Annotated in this window: 21 protein-coding genes and 4 tRNA genes; 9 read left to right on the top strand and 16 right to left on the bottom strand. The window is 68.0% G+C overall.

The window, feature by feature from the left end; all coding sequences use genetic code 11:
• Positions 1-325: 325 nt before the first annotated feature.
• From rplL to U3653_RS30520, 13 genes are all read right to left on the bottom strand, one after another.
• Positions 326-706, bottom strand: coding sequence for a 50S ribosomal protein L7/L12 (gene rplL, locus U3653_RS30460; RefSeq protein WP_043733084.1), 381 nt, complete (start codon positions 704-706; stop codon positions 326-328).
• A gap of 56 nt (positions 707-762) precedes the next feature.
• The gene (rplJ, locus tag U3653_RS30465; RefSeq protein WP_067810461.1) at positions 763-1,302 is read right to left on the bottom strand and encodes a 50S ribosomal protein L10; all 540 of its coding nucleotides are present in this window, start codon (positions 1,300-1,302) and stop codon (positions 763-765) included.
• A gap of 410 nt (positions 1,303-1,712) precedes the next feature.
• Entirely contained in the window at positions 1,713-2,252 is a 540-nt protein-coding gene (locus tag U3653_RS30470; RefSeq protein WP_195083089.1) for an NADPH-dependent FMN reductase, read from the bottom strand.
• 99 nt (positions 2,253-2,351) lie between these two features.
• Positions 2,352-3,065 (bottom strand): 50S ribosomal protein L1, encoded by a 714-nt coding sequence (gene rplA / locus U3653_RS30475; RefSeq protein ID WP_067810457.1) that lies wholly within the window; start codon positions 3,063-3,065, stop codon positions 2,352-2,354.
• A gap of 74 nt (positions 3,066-3,139) precedes the next feature.
• Positions 3,140-3,574, bottom strand: coding sequence for a 50S ribosomal protein L11 (rplK, locus tag U3653_RS30480; RefSeq protein ID WP_040783829.1), 435 nt, complete (start codon positions 3,572-3,574; stop codon positions 3,140-3,142).
• A gap of 94 nt (positions 3,575-3,668) precedes the next feature.
• Positions 3,669-4,457, bottom strand: a complete 789-nt coding sequence (gene nusG, locus U3653_RS30485) for a transcription termination/antitermination protein NusG (protein WP_357113147.1) — start codon at positions 4,455-4,457, stop codon at positions 3,669-3,671.
• Positions 4,458-4,576: 119 nt separating this feature from the next.
• A complete protein-coding gene (gene secE / locus U3653_RS30490) occupies positions 4,577-4,975 on the bottom strand; it encodes a preprotein translocase subunit SecE (RefSeq protein WP_195083091.1) in 399 nt (132 codons plus the stop codon).
• 108 nt (positions 4,976-5,083) lie between these two features.
• Positions 5,084-5,156: transfer RNA gene (locus U3653_RS30495), tRNA-Trp, on the bottom strand.
• 222 nt (positions 5,157-5,378) lie between these two features.
• Positions 5,379-6,443: a fused (3R)-hydroxyacyl-ACP dehydratase subunits HadA/HadB gene (locus tag U3653_RS30500; RefSeq protein ID WP_323124677.1), complete on the bottom strand. Its 1,065-nt coding sequence runs from the start codon at positions 6,441-6,443 to the stop codon at positions 5,379-5,381.
• A 183-nt stretch (positions 6,444-6,626) separates the two neighbouring features.
• On the bottom strand, positions 6,627-6,797 hold the full coding sequence (gene rpmG, locus U3653_RS30505; RefSeq protein ID WP_011211653.1) for a 50S ribosomal protein L33: 171 nt from the start codon (positions 6,795-6,797) through the stop codon (positions 6,627-6,629).
• Between the two features lie 42 nt (positions 6,798-6,839).
• Positions 6,840-6,915 (bottom strand) — tRNA-Met (locus U3653_RS30510).
• A gap of 76 nt (positions 6,916-6,991) precedes the next feature.
• Positions 6,992-7,064: transfer RNA gene (locus U3653_RS30515), tRNA-Thr, on the bottom strand.
• 651 nt (positions 7,065-7,715) lie between these two features.
• Positions 7,716-7,798, bottom strand: a tRNA-Tyr gene (locus tag U3653_RS30520).
• A gap of 174 nt (positions 7,799-7,972) precedes the next feature.
• Between U3653_RS30520 and U3653_RS30525 the strand changes: the two genes are divergently transcribed.
• Both U3653_RS30525 and U3653_RS30530 read left to right on the top strand, forming a co-directional pair.
• A complete protein-coding gene (locus tag U3653_RS30525; RefSeq protein ID WP_039802015.1) occupies positions 7,973-8,464 on the top strand; it encodes a YajQ family cyclic di-GMP-binding protein in 492 nt (163 codons plus the stop codon).
• A 16-nt stretch (positions 8,465-8,480) separates the two neighbouring features.
• Positions 8,481-8,945, top strand: a complete 465-nt coding sequence (locus U3653_RS30530) for a MarR family winged helix-turn-helix transcriptional regulator (RefSeq protein WP_195083092.1) — start codon at positions 8,481-8,483, stop codon at positions 8,943-8,945.
• An 11-nt stretch (positions 8,946-8,956) separates the two neighbouring features.
• On the opposite strand, the gene htpX is transcribed toward U3653_RS30530, so the two are convergent.
• Positions 8,957-9,838, bottom strand: a complete 882-nt coding sequence (gene htpX, locus U3653_RS30535) for a zinc metalloprotease HtpX (protein ID WP_067810450.1) — start codon at positions 9,836-9,838, stop codon at positions 8,957-8,959.
• Between the two features lie 447 nt (positions 9,839-10,285).
• Positions 10,286-11,332 (bottom strand): polyprenyl synthetase family protein, encoded by a 1,047-nt coding sequence (locus U3653_RS30540; protein ID WP_323124675.1) that lies wholly within the window; start codon positions 11,330-11,332, stop codon positions 10,286-10,288.
• Between the two features lie 184 nt (positions 11,333-11,516).
• On the opposite strand from U3653_RS30540, the gene U3653_RS30545 reads away from it, so the two are divergent.
• From U3653_RS30545 to U3653_RS30555, 3 genes are read left to right on the top strand one after another with little or no spacing between them, the layout of a single operon-like run.
• A complete protein-coding gene (locus U3653_RS30545; protein WP_195083093.1) occupies positions 11,517-12,785 on the top strand; it encodes a geranylgeranyl reductase family protein in 1,269 nt (422 codons plus the stop codon).
• A gap of 16 nt (positions 12,786-12,801) precedes the next feature.
• Entirely contained in the window at positions 12,802-13,230 is a 429-nt protein-coding gene (locus U3653_RS30550) for a helix-turn-helix domain-containing protein (RefSeq protein ID WP_195083094.1), read from the top strand.
• Positions 13,231-13,287: 57 nt separating this feature from the next.
• Positions 13,288-13,725 (top strand): VOC family protein, encoded by a 438-nt coding sequence (locus U3653_RS30555; RefSeq protein ID WP_195083095.1) that lies wholly within the window; start codon positions 13,288-13,290, stop codon positions 13,723-13,725.
• A 45-nt stretch (positions 13,726-13,770) separates the two neighbouring features.
• Here U3653_RS30555 and U3653_RS30560 read toward each other — a convergent pair whose 3' ends face one another.
• A complete protein-coding gene (locus tag U3653_RS30560) occupies positions 13,771-14,277 on the bottom strand; it encodes a DUF2505 domain-containing protein (RefSeq protein WP_195083096.1) in 507 nt (168 codons plus the stop codon).
• 39 nt (positions 14,278-14,316) lie between these two features.
• Between U3653_RS30560 and U3653_RS30565 the strand changes: the two genes are divergently transcribed.
• The 4 genes from U3653_RS30565 to U3653_RS30580 all read left to right on the top strand — a co-directional run bounded on the left by U3653_RS30565 (position 14,317) and on the right by U3653_RS30580 (position 21,081).
• On the top strand, positions 14,317-14,790 hold the full coding sequence (locus tag U3653_RS30565; RefSeq protein WP_195083097.1) for a DUF3592 domain-containing protein: 474 nt from the start codon (positions 14,317-14,319) through the stop codon (positions 14,788-14,790).
• A 109-nt stretch (positions 14,791-14,899) separates the two neighbouring features.
• A complete protein-coding gene (locus U3653_RS30570) occupies positions 14,900-16,042 on the top strand; it encodes a glycosyltransferase family 4 protein (RefSeq protein ID WP_323124674.1) in 1,143 nt (380 codons plus the stop codon).
• A 74-nt stretch (positions 16,043-16,116) separates the two neighbouring features.
• The gene (locus U3653_RS30575; RefSeq protein ID WP_195083098.1) at positions 16,117-16,821 is read left to right on the top strand and encodes a demethylmenaquinone methyltransferase; all 705 of its coding nucleotides are present in this window, start codon (positions 16,117-16,119) and stop codon (positions 16,819-16,821) included.
• A gap of 102 nt (positions 16,822-16,923) precedes the next feature.
• Positions 16,924-21,081, top strand: a complete 4,158-nt coding sequence (locus U3653_RS30580; RefSeq protein WP_195083099.1) for a bifunctional nitrate reductase/sulfite reductase flavoprotein subunit alpha — start codon at positions 16,924-16,926, stop codon at positions 21,079-21,081.
• Positions 21,082-21,134: the final 53 nt, after the last annotated feature.

Genomic DNA, 21,134 nt, shown 5'->3' on the forward strand with positions numbered 1-21,134 from the left:
CCGAAGGCAACGTCAACGACACATCCTGCCAAATACGCTGGGAACCGAAAGACTTGGTCACACTCTCGGTCCTGACCTCGACGCCCACGCCAACCTCCACAATTCTCAGCGAGCTGCCCCACCGGCGAACCGCGAGCTCGGTCATCACGGTCGTCACGTGTGGGTTCGGTCACTGTAACTCATGGGACAGATCGGGCACACCCCAACCTGACTCCGTAGTAACTCCGCAATCCTTTCGGTATCGGCGATAGCGGCGAGATTGCCAGAAAACGCAAAACGGGCGGTCCCCATAAGGGACCGCCCGTTCGGCGTGTTCGGTCGTGAATTACTTGACCGAGACCTTGGCGCCGGCCTCTTCCAGCTTCGCCTTGGCGGCCTCGGCGGCCTCCTTGGCGACCTTCTCCAGGATCGGCTTCGGAGCGCTCTCGACGAGGTCCTTGGCTTCCTTCAGGCCCAGGCCGGAGACGATCTCGCGGACCACCTTGATGACCTGGATCTTCTTGTCGCCCGCGCCCTCGAGCACGACGTCGAACTCGTCCTGCTCCTCGGCGGCCTCGGCCGGAGCGGCGGCACCGCCGACGGCGGCGACGGCGACCGGAGCGGCCGCGGTGACCTCGAACTTCTCCTCGAACTTCTTCACGAAGTCCGACAGCTCGAGCAGGGTCATGTTGCCGAAGGTCTCGAGCAGTTCGTCAACGTTGGCCATTGTTGTGTTCCTTTCGGTAGTTGATGTCTATGCGGGCAGGTCGTGCCGCACGGGTCTTACTCGGCGGCCGATCCGCCTTCTTCGGCCTGCTTCTTCTCCTGCAGCGCGGCGGCCAGGCGGGCCACCTGCGAGGCGGGAGCGTTGAACAGACCGGCGGCCTTGGTGAGGTTGCCCTTGAGCGCGCCCGCCAGCTTGGCCAGCAGCACCTCGCGGGTCTCCAGGTCGGCGATCCGCTCGACCTCGGCCACGGACAGCGGAGCGCCGTCCATGTAGCCGCCCTTGATGATGAGCGCCTTGTTGTCCTTCGCGAAGGTCTTCAGGGCCTTGGCCGCGTTGACCGGCTCACCCGTGATGAAGGTGATCGCGGTCGGCCCGACGAACAGCTCGTCAAGACCTTCCACGCCCGCCTCGGCGGCGGCACGCTTGACCAGGGTGTTCTTGGCGACGGAGTACGTGGCTTCGGCGCCGAGCGCGCGCCGCAGCTCGGTGAGCTTGCCGACCGACAGGCCACGGTATTCCGTGACGACGGTGGCCGTCGAGCTCTTGAACTGCTCCGCGATCTCCTCGACCGCGGTGACCTTCTCGGGTTTCGCCATACTTCGCCTCCTCTCTGATTGGTCGGTTCGTATACGCGAACTACCGATCAGGGGCCGGCGACAAAACAAACGCCCCGAACGCAGAGCGTTCCGGGGCGCAACAGGAAAACCGATCCGGCGCACACCCGGATCAATTCCCAGCCTCGGCTCTCCCTGCGTGGGCCGCCGGCAATGTCGCCGGACCTTCGACCGAACCCATGCGGGATCGGCGACCAACGGTCTTCGGTAGAACGGATTGGGTAGCGATCGAACTCGTCGATAACTGAACTCCAATGTACCCGGACGGGCTTCCATCTGCCAAAACGGGGTCAGGCCGCCTGCCGGACCGAAACCGTCCGGCCGCCGAATCGTTGTGTGCCGGCGTGTATTCCACTACGCCGCTCGACGGGAGACCCCGCCGGTGACGGTTCTCACGACGTCGCGCTCTCGGCATGCCGGACCAGCTCGCGCAGCACGTTCACGGCGCCGGGCCGGAATTCTGTGCCTGCGATCAATCCGTCCGGACCGACGTCCTCGCGCAGCACCGGCAGCCGCAGACAGGCATCGGAAACGATGTCGGCTCCGACATAGCCGAGCACGCTGCGCAGCGTCGCGGTCGCGCCGTCACCGCGCCCTGGGACGGCGACGGTGATCCAGGCGACCGGTTTGTCATGCAGATCGCCCGCGCCGACGGTCCAGTCCAGCAAGTTCTTCAGGCTGCCCGGCAGCGTGCCCGCGTATTCGGGCGTGCAGAACAGCACGGCGGCGGCGCGCGAAAGTTGTTCGCGGAGTGCGGCAACCGATGGATGAGCGGTGCCGTCGTCGTCCGGGTTGAAGGCGGGCAAGTCCGCCAAGCCGTCGTACCAGACGGCCTCGACACCCGCCGGGGCGACGGCCGAGACGGTGCGCAGCGCGGCGGAATTGGTGGAGGCGGCGCGAGTGCTGCCCGAGATCAACAGAACAACGGTCACAAAGAACCCAACCGCGCCACAGGTCGGATTAGTCCGCGAACGCGCGACGGCGGGAACGCAGTACGCGTTCCCGCCGTCGTGGTTCGGCTCAGCCGCTGTTTACGCGTCCTCTTCGAGGAGGTTGCGGGTGCGGTTCGGGTCCACCGGGATGCCCGGTCCGGTGTTCGTCGAGACCGTCACCTTCTTGACGTAGCGGCCCTTGGCGGTCGACGGCTTGGCGCGCAGGATCTCGTCCAGCGCGGCGCCGTAGTTCTCCACCAGCTTGCTGTCGTCGAAGGACGCCTTGCCGATGACGAAGTGCAGGTTGGCCTGCTTGTCGACGCGGAAGTTGATCTTGCCGCCCTTGATGTCGTTGACGGCCTTGGTCACGTCGGTGGTGACCGTGCCCGTCTTCGGGTTCGGCATCAGGCCGCGCGGGCCGAGAACGCGCGCGATCCGGCCGACCTTGGCCATCTGGTCCGGGGTGGCGATCGCGGCGTCGAAGTCCAGCCAGCCGCCCTGGATCCGCTCGATCAGGTCCTCGGCGCCGACGGCGTCGGCACCGGCGGCCTCGGCCTCGGCGGCCTTCTCGCCAGCGGCGAAGACGATGACGCGGGCGGTCTTACCGGTGCCGTGCGGCAGGTTGACCGTGCCGCGGACCATCTGGTCCGCCTTGCGGGGATCCACACCGAGACGCACGGCGACCTCGACGGTCGCGTCGGTCTTGGTGGTTGCGGTCTCCTTCGCCAGGCGCGCGGCGGCCAGCGGGGAGTAGAGCTTCGTGCGATCGACCTTCTCGGCCGCGGCGAGGTACGCCTTGCTTCGTTTTGCCATGATTCTCTGTCCTTGTCGGTAGTCAGACGTGGTTATCGGGCCTGGCCGGCCCTCCCACCAGGGAGCGATTCCGCTCAGCCTTCGATGGTGATGCCCATCGAACGCGCGGTGCCCGCGATGATCTTGGCCGCCTGATCGAGGTCGTTGGCGTTCAGATCTTCCTGCTTGGTCTTGGCGATCTCGCGCACCTGGTCCATGGTCACCTTGGCGACCTTGTTGCGGTGCGGCTCCGCCGAGCCCTTCTGCACACCCGCGGCCTTCAGCAGCAGCTTGGCGGCGGGCGGGGTCTTCAGCTTGAAGTCGAACGACCGGTCCTCGTACACCGAGATCTCGACCGGGATGACGTTGCCACGCTGCGACTCGGTCGCGGCGTTGTACGCCTTGCAGAACTCCATGATGTTGACGCCGTGCTGACCGAGCGCGGGGCCGACCGGAGGGGCCGGGTTCGCCTGGCCGGCCTGGATCTGAAGCTTGATGATCCCGGCGAGCTTCTTCTTCTTGGGGGGCATCTTTCTTTCCTAGGTGTTGGTGTCCCTTGCTCTTTGCAAGTCTGTGCGTCGACCCGCGGCGCGGGCGCGTCATCCCGTCGTGGACGGAACGGATCTAGATCTTCGCCACCTGGGTGAACGCCAGCTCGACCGGGGTCTCGCGGCCGAAGATCGACACGAGCACCTTGAGCTTCTGCTGCTCGGCGTTGACCTCGGAAATGCTGGCGGGCAGCGTCGCGAACGGGCCGTCCATGACGGTCACCGACTCGCCGACCTCGAAGTCGACCTCGATGACCGGCTTCGGCGCGACCTCGCCGCCCGCGGTCTCCTGGGTGGCCGCCGCGGCCGCCGCGGCGGGCTTCTTCTGCTGCTGCGCTGCCGGGACGAGGAACTTCACCACGTCGTCGATGGACAGCGGCGACGGGCGCGAGGTGGCGCCGACGAAGCCGGTGACGCCGGGAGTGTTGCGCACCGCGCCCCACGACTCGTCGTTGAGTTCCATGCGGACCAGGATGTAGCCGGGCAGCACCTTGCGGTTGACGTGCTTGCGCTGGCCGTTCTTGATCTCGGTGACCTCTTCGGTGGGCACCTCGACCTGGAAGATGTAGTCCTCCAGGTCCAGGTTCTGCACGCGGGTCTCGAGGTTGGCCTTCACCTTGTTCTCGTAGCCGGCGTAGGAGTGGATGACGTACCACTCGCCGGGGGCGCGCCGCAGCGCTGCCTTCATCTCGGCGACCGGATCGGCGGGCTCGGCATCGACGGCGGCGGCAGGGGCGGACTCAGCGGGCTCCGATTCCTCGACCGCGGGCTCGTCGGTCGCGAACTCCTCGACGGAGTCGGTGGGCTCGGCCACCGCGTCGTCGGCCGGGAACTTGTCGTGTGTGTCGTTCTCCGGGGTGCTCACTGGGGCACTCGCTTCCTGTGTCGTCACGTACATCCTCTGCGTGCCGGGCCGGGCGCGCGGCGACATCACTGCCGCCCGTGTCCGCCCCGGGCTCGGCTACCGGCGTCGGCGTCGTTCAGCTAGCCGAACAGCCAGTTGACACCCTTGATGAACGCCAGATCCAACCCGCTGATGAACGCGACCATGAAAATCACGAACACCAGAACAACGCTCGTATAGGTGACCATCTGCTTCCGGTTGGGCCAGATCACCTTGCGCAGTTCCGCGATGACCTCACGCAGGAACTTGATCAAACGCTTGAACGGATTACCCGACTTCTTGCGTTCGGCCCGATCGGTCGCCTTGGTTGCCTTCCGCGACGGACGGTCGAGCGTGGCGAGAGCGCCCGTATCGACCTGCGAGGACCCAGCGCGAGTCCGCCGCGCGGATCGCTTTCCGCTCGGCCGTGTCGCTGCGGCGGTGTCATCGCCGTCGTCGGCGGCATGTGCGCCGCGGCGAATGTCCCGCTCGTCGCTCACGCCTTCTCCTCGCTGCGCTCGGTGCCGCCGTGCGCGATGCGCGCTGTGCCAATGGCTCGCTCGCTACGCTCGCTCACGTCGATCCTCTCTCGTCGCTGGCATCCAGGGCAGGGGCGACAGGACTTGAACCTGCAACCTGCGGTTTTGGAGACCGCTGCTCTGCCAGTTGAGCTACGCCCCTTTGGTCGGACGATGTTGGCTGTCCAACCACTGTTCCGATATTCAGTTGTGTCCTGGTGTCACACAACACGCGCGCCGCTCCGGCAGTTGCCGGCCCCGTGGGCGATCCGCGCGGACCGCCTGGAACCAGCCCCTCAGAGCAGCGCGCAGCGGCTGGCGACCCCAGAAACCTGAGTGTACGTTACCGTGCGCGCCATTAGCCAATCCGGGTCGCTGTCCCTGGTCAGGCCAGCTGCACCGTCGCGGTGGCGCGGCCGAAGATCTTCTTCCCCGCCGACTTGGCGACGATGGCCACGACCGCGGTCCTGGTCTCCGGATCGACCGACTTCACCTTACCGGTGTACTCGATTTCGGCGGCCTCGTCGGAGCCGACGTAGACCGGGCTGGTGAAGCGGACGTTGTATTCCTTGACCGCGCCGGGATCGCCGAGCCACGAGGTGACGAAACCGCCGCCGAGTCCCATGGTCAGCATGCCGTGCGCGACCACGTTGTCCAGACCGACCAGCTTCACGACCTCGTCGCTCCAGTGGATCGGGTTGGCGTCGCCGGAGACGCCCGCGTAGTTCACCAGATCGCCGCGGGTGAGCCGGACGATGCGCGTCGGCAGCTCGTCGCCCACCGCGACGTCCTCGAACCGGAGGGCGTGCTTCGTGCGTACGCCCTGCGCGGGCGGCACGACAGCGGCGGGCGCCTGGCTGACCGCGAGCGAACGCGGGCGGTGCCCCGGCGCGTCCTCGCCGATGCCGTGCATGAGCACGTTGCGGACGGCGGCGTTGAGGTTCGGGTCGATGTCGCCGCCGCTGCGGCCGACGAGGGTGGTGTAGGTGGTGAGCACCAACTCGTCGTTCTGCGCGGTGACGATGTTCTTGGTCACGATGATGTCGCCGCCGAAGGCCTGCCGGAACGAGTGCAGGTGGACATCGCAGGTGAGCTGGTCGCCGACCTTGATCGGGCGATGGAATTCCAGAATCTGATCGGTCTGCATGATCTGGCTGAGGTCGTAACCGGTGACGACCTCTTCGAACAATTTGCGCTGAGCGAGAATGCCGACCAGGGAGATGAAGGTGACCGGCGCGAGCAGGTTGTCGTACCCGTACTCCTGCGCCGCGTCCTCGTCCCAGTGCACCGGATGGTAGTCCTGCACGGCGCGGGCGTATTCACGCACCTTCTCGCGGCCGACCTCGTAGTAGTCGTCGACGCGGTAGTGGTGTCCGACCATCGCCGCTGCGTTCGTCGCGGGGTCGAGCGCCTCGCCCGTCTGGACCGCTTCGTCTGTACCGGTGTTGATTGTCACGGGAGGACTGTACCTATCTGACCCCGTCACCCGGAGTCTGCGGAGCGCTCACCACCGCACCCACACCGTGAAAATGCGTCAGGGCCGGACAGTTGTCCGGCCCTCGCGGTGCCACGGCCCGAGATACCGGGATGCGACTCCCGGCGCTACACCACGCGGTAGGTCACGCGTGGATGACTAGCGGGATTCGCGATGCGCCCGGTGCGTGCCGCAGTTCGGGCAGAACTTCTTCAGCTCCAGCCGGTCCGGGTCGTTGCGCCGGTTCTTCTTGGTGATGTAGTTGCGATGCTTGCACTGCTCGCAGGCCAAGGTGATCTTTGGCCGGACATCGGTGGACTTCGCGGCCACGATATGCCTTCTTTCCGGTACCTGATGGGCTTGTATCGGTTGTGGTAGCGATGGCCGGACTTGAACCGGCGACACAACGATTATGAGTCGTTTGCTCTACCGACTGAGCTACACCGCCACGGCGTCGCATTGCCATGGTGCCGAGCCCGCACTACGGGAGCGATGCCGAGTCGGTCACCACCGGCAATCCGGCGAGCCCCCTAACGGAATCGAACCGTTGACCTTTTCCTTACCATGGAAACGCTCTGCCGACTGAGCTAAGGGGGCATGACTACTTCCGCACCGAGCCCCAAACACTCGACCTCAGCGCGGTGAAGTCTTGAACGAGGTTACACACTCGACGCTCCCACTACCAAACCGCGTGGTCAGAAGGGCATTTTCCCACGCACGAACGCGGCGAGCCGCCATTCCTGGCCCACCGGGAAGCGTCCACCACTCACGATCGCGCCGCCTGCGCGACACCGATCCGACGAGCAATCCGCGAAGCCTCCCGCCGAACCACACCGCACGGCGACCCCGGAACCGCGAGGCCACCGCTCGACAAATACCTGATCGAATCGCCTACCCGAAGTGACCGAAATCTCCACGACACATCTGTCGATCGACGAACAAAGCAACCGATGAGAACGACCGAAAAGGCATCCAACCGGCCGCCATGCGCGGACGCGATGCCCACCCACGAATGACGGTAAGCGATCAGCGCACCCAGACAACGGCACGCATGAGACCAATACGCCCACGCCGCACTTGGAACGCGCGCCGTACGAACGAAAGATCCGCGCCCACCGCAACCACTGGAAGGGGGGTCCGGGGGGCGAAGACCCGCCGGGCGGGGCGTGGGGGTTGCACCCCCACAAGACATTACGAAGCGAGCCCTGTACGCGCTTTCTGCGTACAGGGCTCGCCTGGTGAGCGGAGTGGCAGGTGTAGGATTCGAACCTACGTAGGCTTTCACCGACAGATTTACAGTCTGCTCCCATTGGCCGCTCGGGCAACCTGCCGTTCGCGCTTTCTCGGCGCGCTGAGCAGAATACATCGAACCCGCACCCTGAATGCAAACCGGCTGGCTATCGGCCCTGCGACGCGACTACCCTCGGGTCTCCGGGTAGAACTGACGGTGGCTGGAAGCGTCCGGGCTCAGCTCACCCGTCGGACCGTCAGAACAGGAGCGCAGCGTGGCTGATTCGTCTTTCGATGTTGTGAGCAAGGTCGACCGGCAGGAGGTCGACAACGCCCTGCATCAGGCGGAGAAGGAGCTCAACACCCGCTACGACTTCCGCGGCACCGGCGCGTCGATCGAATGGTCCGGCGAGGACAAGATCGTGCTCACCGCGGAGGCGGAGGAGCGGGTCAAGGCCGCGCTGGAGGTGTTCAAGGAGAAGCTGATCCGCCGCGACATCTCGCTGAAGGCGTTCGACGCGGGTGAGCCGGTCTCCTCCGGCAAGGTGTACAAGATCACCGGTTCGCTGGTGCAGGGCATCGACTCCGAGCACGCGAAGAAGATCTCCAAGAAGATCAGGGACGAGGGCCCCAAGGGCGTTAAGGCGCAGATCCAGGGCGACGAGCTGCGGGTGAGCAGCAAGAAACGCGACGATCTTCAGGCCGTCATCGCCCTGCTGAAGGGCGAGGATTTCGGGATCGCGCTGCAGTTCGTCAACTACCGCTGAACGCTCACCGCGGCGCATGTCGACCGAGGAGCGGGCCGGACTCGGTGTGGACGCGGGCATCCGGACGTTGTTGCTGCTGATGCCCCGCGTGGTGGGCCGGGCCAAGAAGCTGGGCGTCCCGAAGGAGCTGGAGTCGTTCTCGCTGGCGCCGCGGCACCTGTCGCTGCTGGCCAACCTGGTGTTCGACGGGCCGACCACGGTGACGGATCTGGCCGCGCGGCTGGAGGTCGCGCCGACGACGGTGAGCTTGATGGTCGCCGAACTCAGCAAGCAAGGCGTGCTCGAGCGCGGCGCGGACCCGGCCGACCGGCGACGCACCATCGTCGCCATCGCGCCGGCACATGAGATATCCGTGCACAAGTGGCTGGGGCGCAGTGCCCGTGCCTGGCGCGCGGTGCTCGAACCGCTCACGCCCCAGCAGCGGAAGTTGTTCGTCGATACGTTCCGCGCCTTCGAAGCCCAGCTGGCCGCCGACGACTGAGACCGCGGGACTCAGTACCGGCGCGGTCCGCCCGCCATCTCCTCCAGCCGGGCGACGCGTTCGTTCATCGGCGGGTGCGTGGAGAACCAGCGGGCCACCCGCTCACCCGGACGGAACGGGTTGGCGATCATCAGATGCGACTGCGACGCCAGCCGCGGCTCGGGCGGAAGCGGGGCGGTGTGCACGCCGCGTTCGATCTTCCGCAACGCGGAAGCCAGCGCGAGCGGGTCGCCGGTCAGTTCGGCGCCGGATTGGTCGGCCTGGAATTCGCGGGAGCGGGAGACGGCCAGCTTGATCAGCGTGGCCGCGATCGGGCCGAGCAGCGACACCAGCAGCACGGCCAGCACGTTCGGGCCCTCGCCGTTGCGATTGCCACCGAACATGGACAAGTAGACGGCCATGTTCGCCACGCCCGAGATGACCGCGGCGAGCGCTCCCGCGATCGAGGAGATGAGGATGTCGCGGTTGTAGACATGCGACAGTTCGTGGCCGAGCACGGCCCGCAACTCCCGTTCGTCGAGCAGTTGCAGGATGCCGCTGGTGCAGCAGACCGCGGCATGGCGGGGATTGCGTCCCGTGGCGAAGGCGTTGGGCGCGTTCGTGGGGCTGATGTACAGCCTCGGCATCGGTTGGCGCGCGAGCGTGGCCAACTCACGCACGATCCGGTACATGACGGGGGCCTCCAGCTCGCTGACCGGCTGCGCGTGCATGGCCCGCAAGGCGATCTTGTCGCTGTTGAAGTAGGCGTAGGCGTTCATGCCCACCGCGAGCAGGATCGCGACGACGAGAATCGTCGGGTTGCGGAACAGCGCGCCGATGAACACGATGAGGGCCGACAGACCCACCATCAGCCCGAACGTCTTCAGCCCGTTCGCAAACCCGTGCCCGTGCATACGTCTCCCTTGCCGCTCCCCCGTTCACCGAGTCGCCTTACAGCAGATAAACGATAGAAGCCCCAGGCAAAGTTCCGGTGAAGCCCACCTCGCTGCCGGCTACGGCAGTGTGCCCTGGCGCCGGCGACTCCCCCGCGGCCACGCCGAACGCACCGCGACCTCTCTTCCGACCGAGCATTGCCGTTCGCGGCCCGGCTCACGTCTGCGCGCCACCTGAGCGACGAAGAAGGCAGTACACCGGGTCCCGCCCTCGGACACTCACGAGCCCAGCGCACCCCGACCACGACTTTCGAGCGAAGCGAGACCGAGCATGCGCCGTTCGCGGCCCGGCTCGCGTGTGCGCGGCCGCCGCGTACGCGACGAAGGAGCAAGCGGCGGTCGCGCACACGCGAGCCATCAGAGGGCCGCGAACACGCCGCGACGAAGTCGCGGCAAATCGAACACAGCTCACCCAACGCGTTCGATGGTGTAGCGGACCAGCCGCTCCAGCGCGTCGTTGGGGGGGCCGCCGGGCAACGCGGACAGCTCGGCGTAGGCGAGGTCGGCGTAGCCCTGGAGCTTCTCCTTGGCCAGCGCCATGCCGCGGGAATCGGCGAGCAGGTCGAGTGCTTCCTTCACCTCGTCGTCGGTCTCCAGCGGGCGGGCGAGCAGTTTGCGCAGGCGGTCGCCTTCGGCGCCCTCTTCGCGCAGCGCGTACAGCACCGGCAGGGTGTGCACACCTTCGCGCAGATCGGTGCCGGGGGTCTTGCCGGACTGCTCGGACGCGGAGGAGATGTCGATGATGTCGTCGGAGATCTGGAAGGCGGTGCCGACCGCGTCGCCGAGGCGGGCCAGTCGCTCGACGTGCTCGGGGTCCGCGCCCGAGAAGGTGCCGCCGAAGCGGCCCGCGGCGGCGATGAGCGAACCGGTCTTCTCCCACACCACCCGCAGGTAGTGCTCCACGGGGTCCTGGGTCTCGCGGGCGCCCATGGTCTCGCGCATCTGGCCGGTGACCAGTTCGGCGAAGGTCTCGGCGATGATGCGCACCGCGTCGGGGCCGAGGGTGGAGGTGAGCCGGGACGCGTGTGCGAACAGGTAGTCGCCCGCGAGGATGGCGATGTTGTTCCCCCACCGCGAGTTGACGCTCGGGGCGCCGCGGCGCATGGGGGCCTCGTCCATCACGTCGTCGTGGTACAGCGTGGCCAGGTGCACGAGTTCGACGACGGTGCCCGCGGTGATCAGAGCGGGATCGGCCGGGCGAGGGCCGAGCTGTCCGGTGAGGATGGTGAAGAGCGGACGGAATCGTTTGCCGCCTGCCTTGGCCAGGTGCAGCGCGGCCTCCTGGAGGAACTCCGCGCCGTCGGACAGCTCGTCGACCAGGAGTTTCTCCACGTCGGCCAAGCCGTTGCGCACCGTGTCGGCTAGCCCGACGTCACCGAGGTCGACCCCGGCCACGATCGTGCCCGCCGTGTCCATGATTCGCTCGCTGCGCTCGCTCATGGCCGATGTGCTCATTCCTTCTCCCAGCGATGCGTCCGACCCCACGGTAGAGAACCTAGCGTGTCCCGGTCGGATGGCCCATGAACACCGTCACTCTGTGGTGGATCGTCCAGTGCCGCACCGGCTCGCTGGTGACCGTCGACGACGCGAGCGCGACCGCCGTCGACACCGGCGCGACGGCCCTGCGAGTATGGACCGCATGGGTTCACCGGAAGCGAGTCCCGCACGCGACGAGGACGCGTTGCCCAGCCGGGCCGAGGTGCTGGTCGTCGGCGCGGGCCCGGCCGGATCGGCGTCGGCGGCGTGGGCGGCGCGGGCGGGACGGGACGTGGTGCTCGTCGATTCCGCCGTCTTTCCCAGGGACAAGACCTGCGGTGACGGGCTCACGCCGCGTGCGACCGCCGAATTGGAGCAGCTGGGGCTCGGCGAGTGGGTGCGCGCGCACGTCGTCAACCACGGGCTCCGGATGACCGGTTTCGGCCGCGAGGCGCTGTTGAGCTGGCCGGGCGGTTCCTTCCCGACGTACGGAAGCGCGGTGCCGCGAACCGAACTCGACGACAAGCTGCGCGAGACGGCGGTGAAGTCGGGCGCGCGCATGGTGGACGGCACGAAAGTAATCGATGTCACCCGAGAGGGTGATCGGGTCACGGGTGTGACGGTGCGTACGGCCGACGGCACGCGCACCATCGCCTGCCGCACGCTGGTGGTCGCCGACGGGGTGCGTTCGCCGATCGGGCGGCTGCTCGGCCGCGTCTGGCACCGGCAGTACGCCTACGGCACCGCCGCGCGGGCCTACATCAAGTCCGGCCGCAGCGATGATCAGTGGATCACCTCGCACCTGGAGTTGCGCGACGCCTCCGGCGAGCTGGTTCCCGGTTACGGCTGGGTGTTCCCGCTCGGCAATGGCGAGGTGAACATCGGTGTGGGGTCGCTGGCCACGGAGCGCCGTCCTTCGCACATCGCGTTGAAGCCACTGCTGGCGCACTACACCGCGCTGCGCACCGAGGAATGGCAGTTCGAGGGTTCGCTGCGAGCGGTGGCATCGGCCCTGCTGCCGATGGGCGGGGCGGTGTCGAACGTCGCGGGCCGCAACTGGGTGCTGATCGGCGACGCCGCCGGGTGTGTGAATCCGCTCAACGGTGAAGGCATCGATTACGGCTTGGAGGGCGGCCACATGCTGGCCGCCCTGCTGGACGAACCCGATTTCACCACGATCTGGCCGCAGACGCTGCGCGCTCGCTACGGCCGCACGTTCTCGGTGGCCCGGCGGATCGCGGGCCTCGCCACGCACCCGCGCATGGTGCCGCTGGGCGGTCCTCCGGTGATGCGGTCGAAGTACTTGCAGCGCACCGCGGTCCGCGTGATGGGCAATCTGGTCACCGACGAGGACGTCGATCTGACCGCGCGGGCGTGGCGGATGGCGGGGCGGGCGTCGCTGCGCTTCGACGAGCGTCCGCCGTTCGCCTAGGGACGAGGGCGGCGCGATGGCCGATCGGGAAACTCGCGGGTCGCCCCCGCTGTATCTGCTGCCGCATCTGCGCCGAGCCAGGGATCTGGCCGATCGCCATTACGCCGACCCGCTGAATCTGGACGAGCTCGCGGCCGCCGCCGGGGTGTCGAAGTATCACTTCCTGCGCGCGTTCGCCGCGGTCTACGGCCGCACCCCGGCCGTGTACCTGGCCGAGCGGCGCATCGAACGCGCCCAGGATCTGCTGCGCGCGACCAATCTGACGGTCACCGAGGTGTGCATGCTGGTCGGCTACAGCAGCCTCGGCTCGTTCAGCAGCAAGTTCCGGCAGCTGGTCGGGGTCACGCCGTCGGAGTACCAGGCGAAGTTCGCCGACGGCGCTCCGCGCATTCCCGGCTGCTTCGTGTTCATGCACGGGCTCTCCGACCGCACGCCGCGCGGCTGAGCGAACGGCGCAATTTCGGAGAAGCCGGTGGCGCGGCGCTCCCCATAGCCTGGCCGCATGACGACGATTACGAACGTTTCCCTGGTCACCGTGTACGTCACCGACCAAACCGCCGCGAAAGAGTGGTACGTCGACAAGCTCGGGTTCGTCGAGACCAGCGACGTCACGATGGGCGACAACGGCTTCCGCTGGGTCACCGTCGCGCATCCGGCGCACCCCGAGCTGGAGATCACGCTGATGCTTCCCGGCCCGCCGCTGGACGAGAACTATGCCGACGCCGTCCGGCGCGCGCTGGCCAACGGCACGCACGGCTCGCTCGGCCTGCGCACCGGGAACTGCCAGAAAACCTTCGAAGAGCTCACCGCCAAAGGGGTGGAGTTCGTGCAGCCGCCCGCCGAACGGCCCTACGGAACCGAGGCGATCATCCGGGACAACTCGGGGAACTGGCTGGTGCTGGTCGAGCCGAAAGAGTTCTCGCCACAGGACTTCGCCTAGGCCGCGACGGCGTTGCCCCGGCGCTCGCTGGGGCAACGCGCCTGCTCAGGCGGTCGGTTTCGCGGAAAGCCACTCTTCGATGAATTTGCGCTCGCTGTTGAGCACCCGGTGGTGCAACTGCTCGGCGAGCGGCTCGATCGCCCCGCCGACCACCGGGACCTTCACCTGCACGGTGCCGACGACCTCGATCTCGGAACCTTCCGCCGTGGAGCGGATCTCGTAGGACCCGGACATCGCGGTGTTGATGCCGCCGGTGCTTGCCTCGAAGGTGCCCTTGGCGACCTCACCCACCAGCGGCTGCCAGTGGTCGGTGCGGGAGAAGGTGAGTTCGCTCTTGAGCACCTTGCGGACCAGCGCAGGCACCTTGTCCTCGGCGGCCTTTTCGGTCATATGGATGCGAATGGTGCCCGCGCCGTCGGGATGCGACAGGTCTAGCGTCGCCGTCGGTGCGTCGGCGAAGCGGGCCCGCCAGACGTCGTCGGTGGTGAGTGCCCGGTGGAGATCTTCGACCGGGACTGTGTACGGCACGGTGAAGCTGAATTTTCGGGACATGGCCGCCACCGTAGCCGAGCCGGTCGGTAGCCTGTGGCGGTGTCGGAAACCAGCCAGTTCACCGGGCGGCCGATCCGCCTGCGACGGGCCAGGATCGGCGTGCTCGTCGCCGCGACGGCGGTGAGCGTGCTCGTCGGGCTGCTGGTGCTGGCCGCGTGGCGCAACGACTATCTGATCAGCTCCGACAAGGGCAGCACCACGGCCGAGGTGCTCTCGGCGGGGCGGCTGCGCTCCGCGGTCATGTATGTCACGCCGGACGGCGAGACGCACAATCCGAAGGTCGGCGTGCTGTATCCCACGAACTTGACCGCGGGTGAGCGGATTCGTGTGGAGTACCGCCGCAGCGACCCGGACCTGGTGCGGGTGGAGGGCCGGGACGTGCGCGTCGCCATTCCGCCCGCGTTGTCGGTGATCGTCGTGGTGTGGCTGCTCGCGCTGCCCGCGCTGTGGCTGCTCGTCCGCGCGGGCAGGCGTCATCCCGCTCCCGTGGGCAGGCCGGCGCCGCAGGCCTGAGATCCGCACCACCGAGGAAGCCGCCCGATTCCCATAGTTCGCCGGATCTTCCCGTGCGCTTCACTTCGGCGTGGCGGCGTGGCGCGGTGCGGCGGTCAGGCTGGGAAACGTGCGTGTAGCGATCGTCGCGGAGTCGTTCCTGCCGAACATGAACGGCGTCGTCAACTCCGTGCTGCGGGTGCTCGAACACCTGGACCGGAACGGGCACGACGCGCTGATCATCGCGCCGGACACCCCGCGCGGACAGCCCGCCGCGCCGCGGCGCTACGAGCGCTTCCCGGTCCACCGCGTTCCCGCGGTCATGGTCCCGAAGATCAGCTCGCTGCCGGTCGGGCTGCCGCAGCCTGGCATCGTCTCGGCCATCGAGGACTTCGACGCCGATGTGGTCCACCTGGCTTCGCCGTTCCTGCTCGGGGCCGGCGGTCTCGGCGCGGCATTGCGGCTGGATCTGCCCACCGTCGCGGTGTATCAGACCGACGTGGCGGGTTTCGCCAAGAGCTACGGGCTCGGGCTGGCGAGCCGCGCCGCCTGGGGTTGGACCCGGCGCATCCACGAGGGCGCGACACGCACGCTCGCCCCGTCCAGTGCGGCGGCGGAGGACCTGGCCAGGCACGGCATCCCCCGCGTGCACCGGTGGGGGCGCGGTGTCGACATCGCGCGGTTCACCCCGAGCGCCCGCTGCGCCGTATTGCGGGACGCCTGGCGCGCAGGCCGTGACCGGCTGCTGGTCGGTTTCGTCGGGCGGCTCGCGCCGGAGAAGCACGTCGAGCGGCTCGCGGTGCTTGCCGCCGACCCGGATGTCCAACTGGTGATCGTCGGCGACGGGCCGGAGCGCAGGCGGCTGACCCGGCTGATGCCGACCGCGGTGTTCACCGGCGAACTCGGCGGCGAAGCGCTGGCGCGGGCGTACGCCAGCCTGGACGTCATGGTGCACGCGGGCGAGCACGAGACGTTCTGCCAGGGCGTGCAGGAGGCGCTGGCATCGGGTGTCCCGGTGATCGGTCCCGACGCGGGCGGCCCGCGCGACCTGATCGCGCACTGCCGCAACGGCTATCTGCTTCCGGTGGACCGGTTCGGCGAGCTGCTGCCGAGTGCTGTCGGGGCGCTGCACGATGCACAGCTGCGGACCCGATTCGCCGGTGCGGCGCGGAAATCGGTGCTGTCCCGGACCTGGCCCGCCGTCTGCGCGCAGCTGATGGGCCACTACGCCGAAGTGACCGGCACGCGGATTCGGTTGCCGCATACGGCGTGAACACGGCCGGAACGTGACGGAGGTATCCACGCGCCGCGCTCGGTTCGTAACAGACCGCGAGTTAGGGTCTTGGCGTGGCGAAAACGCAATCGAACCGTGCCTCGTTGGACAAGCAGCCGCATGAGGTCGCGGCGATGTTCGACGGCGTCGCCCGGCGCTACGACCTGACCAATACGGTGATCTCCGCCGGGCAGGATCGCTACTGGCGCTGGGCGACACGCAAGGCGCTGGCGGCACGGCCGGGCGAGCGGCTGCTCGATCTCGCGGCAGGCACCGGGGTATCGACGCTGGAACTGCAGAAATCCGGCGCTTGGTGCCTCGCGGCCGACTTCTCCAAGGGCATGCTCAGCGCGGGCCGGTTCCGCGACGTGCCGATGGTGGCGGCCGACGCGATGGCGCTGCCGTTCGCCGACGACTCCTTCGACGCGGTGACCATCTCGTTCGGGCTGCGCAACGTGGCCGACACCGATCTCGCGCTGCGGGAGATGCTGCGGGTCACCAAGCCCGGCGGCAGGCTGGTGGTGTGCGAGTTCTCCGCGCCGGTGCTGCCGGTGTTCCGCACGGTCTACCTGGAGTATCTGATGAAGGCGCTGCCCAAGGTGGCGCGCGTGGTGAGCAGTAATCCCGAGGCCTACGTCTACCTGGCCGAATCGATCTCGGAGTGGCCCAATCAGCGCAGGCTGGCGATGCGGATCGCCGCGAACGGGTGGTCGTCGGTGAAGTGGCGCAATCTCACCGGGGGCGTGGTGGCCCTGCACCGGGCCTACAAGCTCGGCTGATCCGGAGACATCGATCACACCTCACCGGCCGATCCTGCAGCGGTGAGGAGGAATGTCACCTGCCGCTAACGCGAGGTAAATCCGGCGCAATCGGCGGTCCGCATGATCGGAGACATGACCGATCCAGTGACCGGCCGCGGCGACGGCACCGCCACAACGGCGTGCTCGTACTGCGGCGTGGGCTGCGGGATCACGGTGTCGACCGCCGCCGACGACGCGGGCAAGCCGGTGATCGCCAAGGTCAGCGGCGACAAACTGCATCCGGCGAACGCGGGCAGGCTGTGCACCAAGGGTGCGACTCACGCGGAGTTGATGCGCACGCCGGGGCGGATGGAGACCGCCTACCGGCGCTTCGAACGCGGTCAGGTCCCGGTGCCGTTTCCCGTCGACGAGGCCGTTCACGAGGCCGCCACCCGGTTGCGCGCGATCCTCGACGAGCACGGACCGGACGCGATCGCGCTGTACGTCTCCGGGCAGATGTCGCTGGAGGCCCAGTACCTCGCGACCAAACTCGCCAAGGGTTACCTGCGCACGGTGCACATCGAGGCGAACTCGCGGCTGTGCATGGCCAGCGCGGGCACCGGATACAAGCAGTCGCTCGGCGCGGACGGCCCGCCCGGCTCCTACGACGACTTCGAGCACGCGGACCTGTTCTTCGTCATCGGCGCGAACATGGCCGACTGCCATCCCATCCTTTTCCTGCGGATGGCCGATCGGCTCAAGGCGGGGGCCAAGCTCATCGTGGTCGATCCGCGCCGCACCGAGACCGCCGCGCGCGCCGATCTGTTCCTGCAGATCGCGCCCGGCACGGACCTCGCGCTGCTCAACGGTCTGCTGCACCTGCTGGTGGCAGGCGGCCACATCGACGCGGAATTCATCGCCGAGCACACCGAGGGCTGGGAGTCGATGCCGGAGTTCCTGGCCGACTATCCGCCGGAGCGGGTGGCGGAGATCACCGGCTTGGCCGAGGCCGACATCCGGACCGCCGCCGAGTGGATCGGCGCGGCGGGCGAGTGGATGTCGCTGTGGACGATGGGACTCAACCAGTCCACGCACGGCACCTGGAACACCAACGCGCTGTGCAACCTGCACCTGGCCACCGGCGCGATCTGTCGTCCCGGTAGCGGGCCGTTCTCGCTCACCGGGCAGCCGAACGCGATGGGCGGGCGCGAGATGGGGTACATGGGCCCCGGCCTGCCCGGTCAGCGCAGCGTGCTCTCCGCGGAGGACCGCAGGTTCGTGGAGACCGTGTGGGAACTGGAGCCGGGCACGCTGCGCACCGAGGCCGGGCCGGGAACGGTGGAGATGTTCCGCGGACTGTCCGAAGGGACGATCAAAGCGGCCTGGATCATCTGCACCAACCCTGTCGCCACCGTGTCCAACCGGAAGACCGTGATCGCGGGGCTGGAAGCGGCCGAACTGGTGATCGCCCAGGACGCCTACACCGAGACCGCGACCAACGCCTACGCCGACCTGCTGCTGCCCGCCACGCTCTGGGCGGAAGCCGACGCGGTGATGGTGAATTCCGAACGCAACCTCACCCTGCTGCAGCAGTCGGTCCCGCCCATCGGCGACGCGCGCCCGGACTGGCGGATCATCGCCGACGTCGCCACCGCCATGGGCTTCCCCGGCTTCGACTTCGCCTCCAGCGCCGAGGTGTTCGACGAGATCACGCGGTTCGCGAATCCCGCCACCGGCTACGACCTGCGCGGGGTGAGCTATGCGGCGCTGCGGGAAGGGCCGATGCAGTGGCCGTGCGCGGAGCCGGAGCGCAGGCGCAATCCGATCCGCTACGTCAACGATGGAATCAGCCAGACGCCGTTCGTCGACGAGAACGGCCGCCGGCCCCGGCTGGCCTTCGCCACGCCGAGCCGCCGCGCCGTGTTCTGGCCGCGGCCGCACATGCTGCCCGACGAGATGCCCGACGACGACTACCCGTTCCTGCTGAACACCGGCCGTCTGCAACACCAGTGGCACACGATGACCAAGACCGGCAAGATCGACAAGCTGACCAAGCTGACCGGCGCCCCGTTCGTCGAGGTGCATCCGGCCGACGCCGAGCGGCTCGGCCTGCGCGCGGACGACCAGCTCGAGATCGCCTCCCGCCGTGGCCGCGCCGTGCTGCCGGTGCGGGTCAGCGACCGGGTACGGCAGGGTGATTGCTTCGCGCCGTTCCATTGGAACGACGAGCATGGCGAATACCTGACCATCAACGCGGTCACCAACGACGCGGTCGATCCGGCCTCGCTGCAACCGGAGTTCAAGGCGTGCGCGGTCGCGCTGCGCCGGGTGGCTTCGGTGCCGCAGCCGCAGATTCCCGCCGCGCTGCCCGCGGCACAGGCGGCGCATCCGCTGGCCGCCGTGCTCGGTCTCGACAGCGGCACCGCCCCCACGCTCAGCGAGACGGAGCGAATCTACCTCAGCGGCTATCTCGCTGCGCTGCAAGCAATTCCGGTGACCGGTCAGCCGGTGCTCCCGGATTCGGCGCCGATGTCCGCGCACACCAGGCTGTGGGTCGACGGGCTGCTGGCCGGGATGTATTCGCGTGATGCGGCGACCACGACGGAGGCGGACGACGCTCGCACGGTCACCGTCCTGTGGGCCTCGCAGACCGGCACCGCCGAACAGTTCGCCGCCGCCGTCGCCGCGCACCTCGCCGAACACGACTTCACACCGCGACTGTCGGACCTGGACTCCTGCGACCCGGGTGCGCTCCAAGGCGACGTGCTCGTGGTCAGCAGCACGTTCGGCGACGGAGGCCCGCCGGACAACGGAGCCGATTTCTGGGATCGGCTGGCCGGCGGCGTCGTGCGGTTGACGGGTGTGCGCTACGCCGTGTTCGCGCTCGGCGACTCCTCCTATGACGACTTCTGCGGTTACGGCCGCAAACTCGACCAGAAATTCGCCGAACTGGGCGCGACCCGGCTGCTTCCCCGCGTCGACAGTGAGCCCGATTACGAAGACGCGGCGCGGCGCTGGCTCGATGCCGTCCTGACCGCCTTGGGCGAGGATCCCTCCCCCGATGTGCCGGTGAGCGGTGGAATCGGACCCGCCGGACCCGCGCCCCGGGGCGGAGTGGCCACGGTGGAACTGCCGACCGTCGCCCCGGCGCCCGGACGCACTCGCACCGCGCCGTTCACGCGCAACGCGCCGATTCGTGCCGCTCTGGTGCGCAACGAATTGCTCTCGACCGCGGGATCACCGAAAGAAGTGCGCCGCTTCGCGTTCGATCTGCGCGGCCTGGACGCCCGGTACGAGGTGGGCGATTCGCTGGGCGTGTGGCCCGTGAACAACACCGCTCTGGTCACCGAATGGCTCGCCGCCACCGGGCTGGACGGTCGCCGGACGGTCGAGGTCGACGAGCGTGAGATCCCCCTCGCCGAGGCGCTGCGCACGCACTTCGACATCACCAAGGTCGGCTCGGATCTGCTCGGCTTCCTCGCCGAGCGCAACCCCAGCGGCAAACTCGCCAAACTGCTGCGCCGGGACAACCGCAACGAGCTGGCGAACTACCTGTGGGATCGTCAGGCCGTGGACGTGCTGCGCGACTTCCCCGTGCGGGCCGATCTGGTGGAGTGGCTCGCAGCCATGAAGAAACTGCAGCCGCGCCAGTATTCGATCTCGTCGAGTCCGCTGTTCACCCCGGATGAGGTGGAACTGACCGTCGGTATCGTGCGCTATGGCGACCCGGCGGCCACCGGTTCGGCGGTGCGGCGCGGCGGGGTGTGCTCGACTTTCCTCGCCGACTCCGCCGACCCGACGGTGCCGATATTCCTGCAGCGCGCACCGCATTTCCGTCCTCCGTCCGACCCCACAGCGCCGATGATCATGGTGGGCCCCGGCACCGGCATCGCCCCTTTCCGCGGTTTCTTGCAGGAGCGCAGGGCCCTCGGCTGCACCGGGCGCAACTGGCTGTTCTTCGGCGATCAGCATGCGGCGCACAATTTCTACTACCGCGCTGAGCTGGAGGACATGTTCCGTTCCGGCTTCCTCACCCGCCTCGACCTGGCCTTCTCCCGCGACCAGCGGGAGCGGATCTACGTGCAGCACCGCATGATCGAGCACGGCGCGGAGCTGTGGTCCTGGCTACGCGACGGCGCACATTTCTACGTCTGCGGCGACGCCAGCCGCATGGCCAAGGACGTCGACGAAGCACTGCTACGAATCGCCCGTATCCACGGCAAGCTCGACGAGGACGGCGCACTGGCGTTCAAGAAGCAGCTCATCGCCGAAAAGCGTTACGTCCGCGACGTGTACTGACCGGCCGGATCAGGCGGCCGCCCCCGTGGTGATGCACGTCACATCGAGGAACA

Source organism: Nocardia implantans, assembly GCF_035544775.1.
Taxonomy (GTDB): Bacteria; Actinomycetota; Actinomycetes; order Mycobacteriales; family Mycobacteriaceae; genus Nocardia; species Nocardia implantans.

What these genes read in the sequence shown, in the direction of transcription:
- rplL (WP_043733084.1), bottom strand. Translation starts at nt 706, where the DNA reads ATGGCCAACGTTGACGAACTGCTCGAGACCTTCGGCAACATGACCCTG.
- rplJ (WP_067810461.1), bottom strand. Translation starts at nt 1,302, where the DNA reads ATGGCGAAACCCGAGAAGGTCACCGCGGTCGAGGAGATCGCGGAGCAG.
- rplA (WP_067810457.1), bottom strand. Translation starts at nt 3,065, where the DNA reads ATGGCAAAACGAAGCAAGGCGTACCTCGCCGCGGCCGAGAAGGTCGAT.
- rplK (WP_040783829.1), bottom strand. Translation starts at nt 3,574, where the DNA reads ATGCCCCCCAAGAAGAAGAAGCTCGCCGGGATCATCAAGCTTCAGATC.
- U3653_RS30530 (WP_195083092.1), top strand. Translation starts at nt 8,481, where the DNA reads ATGTCGACCGAGGAGCGGGCCGGACTCGGTGTGGACGCGGGCATCCGG.
- htpX (WP_067810450.1), bottom strand. Translation starts at nt 9,838, where the DNA reads ATGCACGGGCACGGGTTTGCGAACGGGCTGAAGACGTTCGGGCTGATG.
- U3653_RS30540 (WP_323124675.1), bottom strand. Translation starts at nt 11,332, where the DNA reads ATGAGCACATCGGCCATGAGCGAGCGCAGCGAGCGAATCATGGACACG.
- U3653_RS30545 (WP_195083093.1), top strand. Translation starts at nt 11,517, where the DNA reads ATGGGTTCACCGGAAGCGAGTCCCGCACGCGACGAGGACGCGTTGCCC.
- U3653_RS30550 (WP_195083094.1), top strand. Translation starts at nt 12,802, where the DNA reads ATGGCCGATCGGGAAACTCGCGGGTCGCCCCCGCTGTATCTGCTGCCG.
- U3653_RS30555 (WP_195083095.1), top strand. Translation starts at nt 13,288, where the DNA reads ATGACGACGATTACGAACGTTTCCCTGGTCACCGTGTACGTCACCGAC.
- U3653_RS30560 (WP_195083096.1), bottom strand. Translation starts at nt 14,277, where the DNA reads ATGTCCCGAAAATTCAGCTTCACCGTGCCGTACACAGTCCCGGTCGAA.
- U3653_RS30580 (WP_195083099.1), top strand. Translation starts at nt 16,924, where the DNA reads ATGATCGGAGACATGACCGATCCAGTGACCGGCCGCGGCGACGGCACC.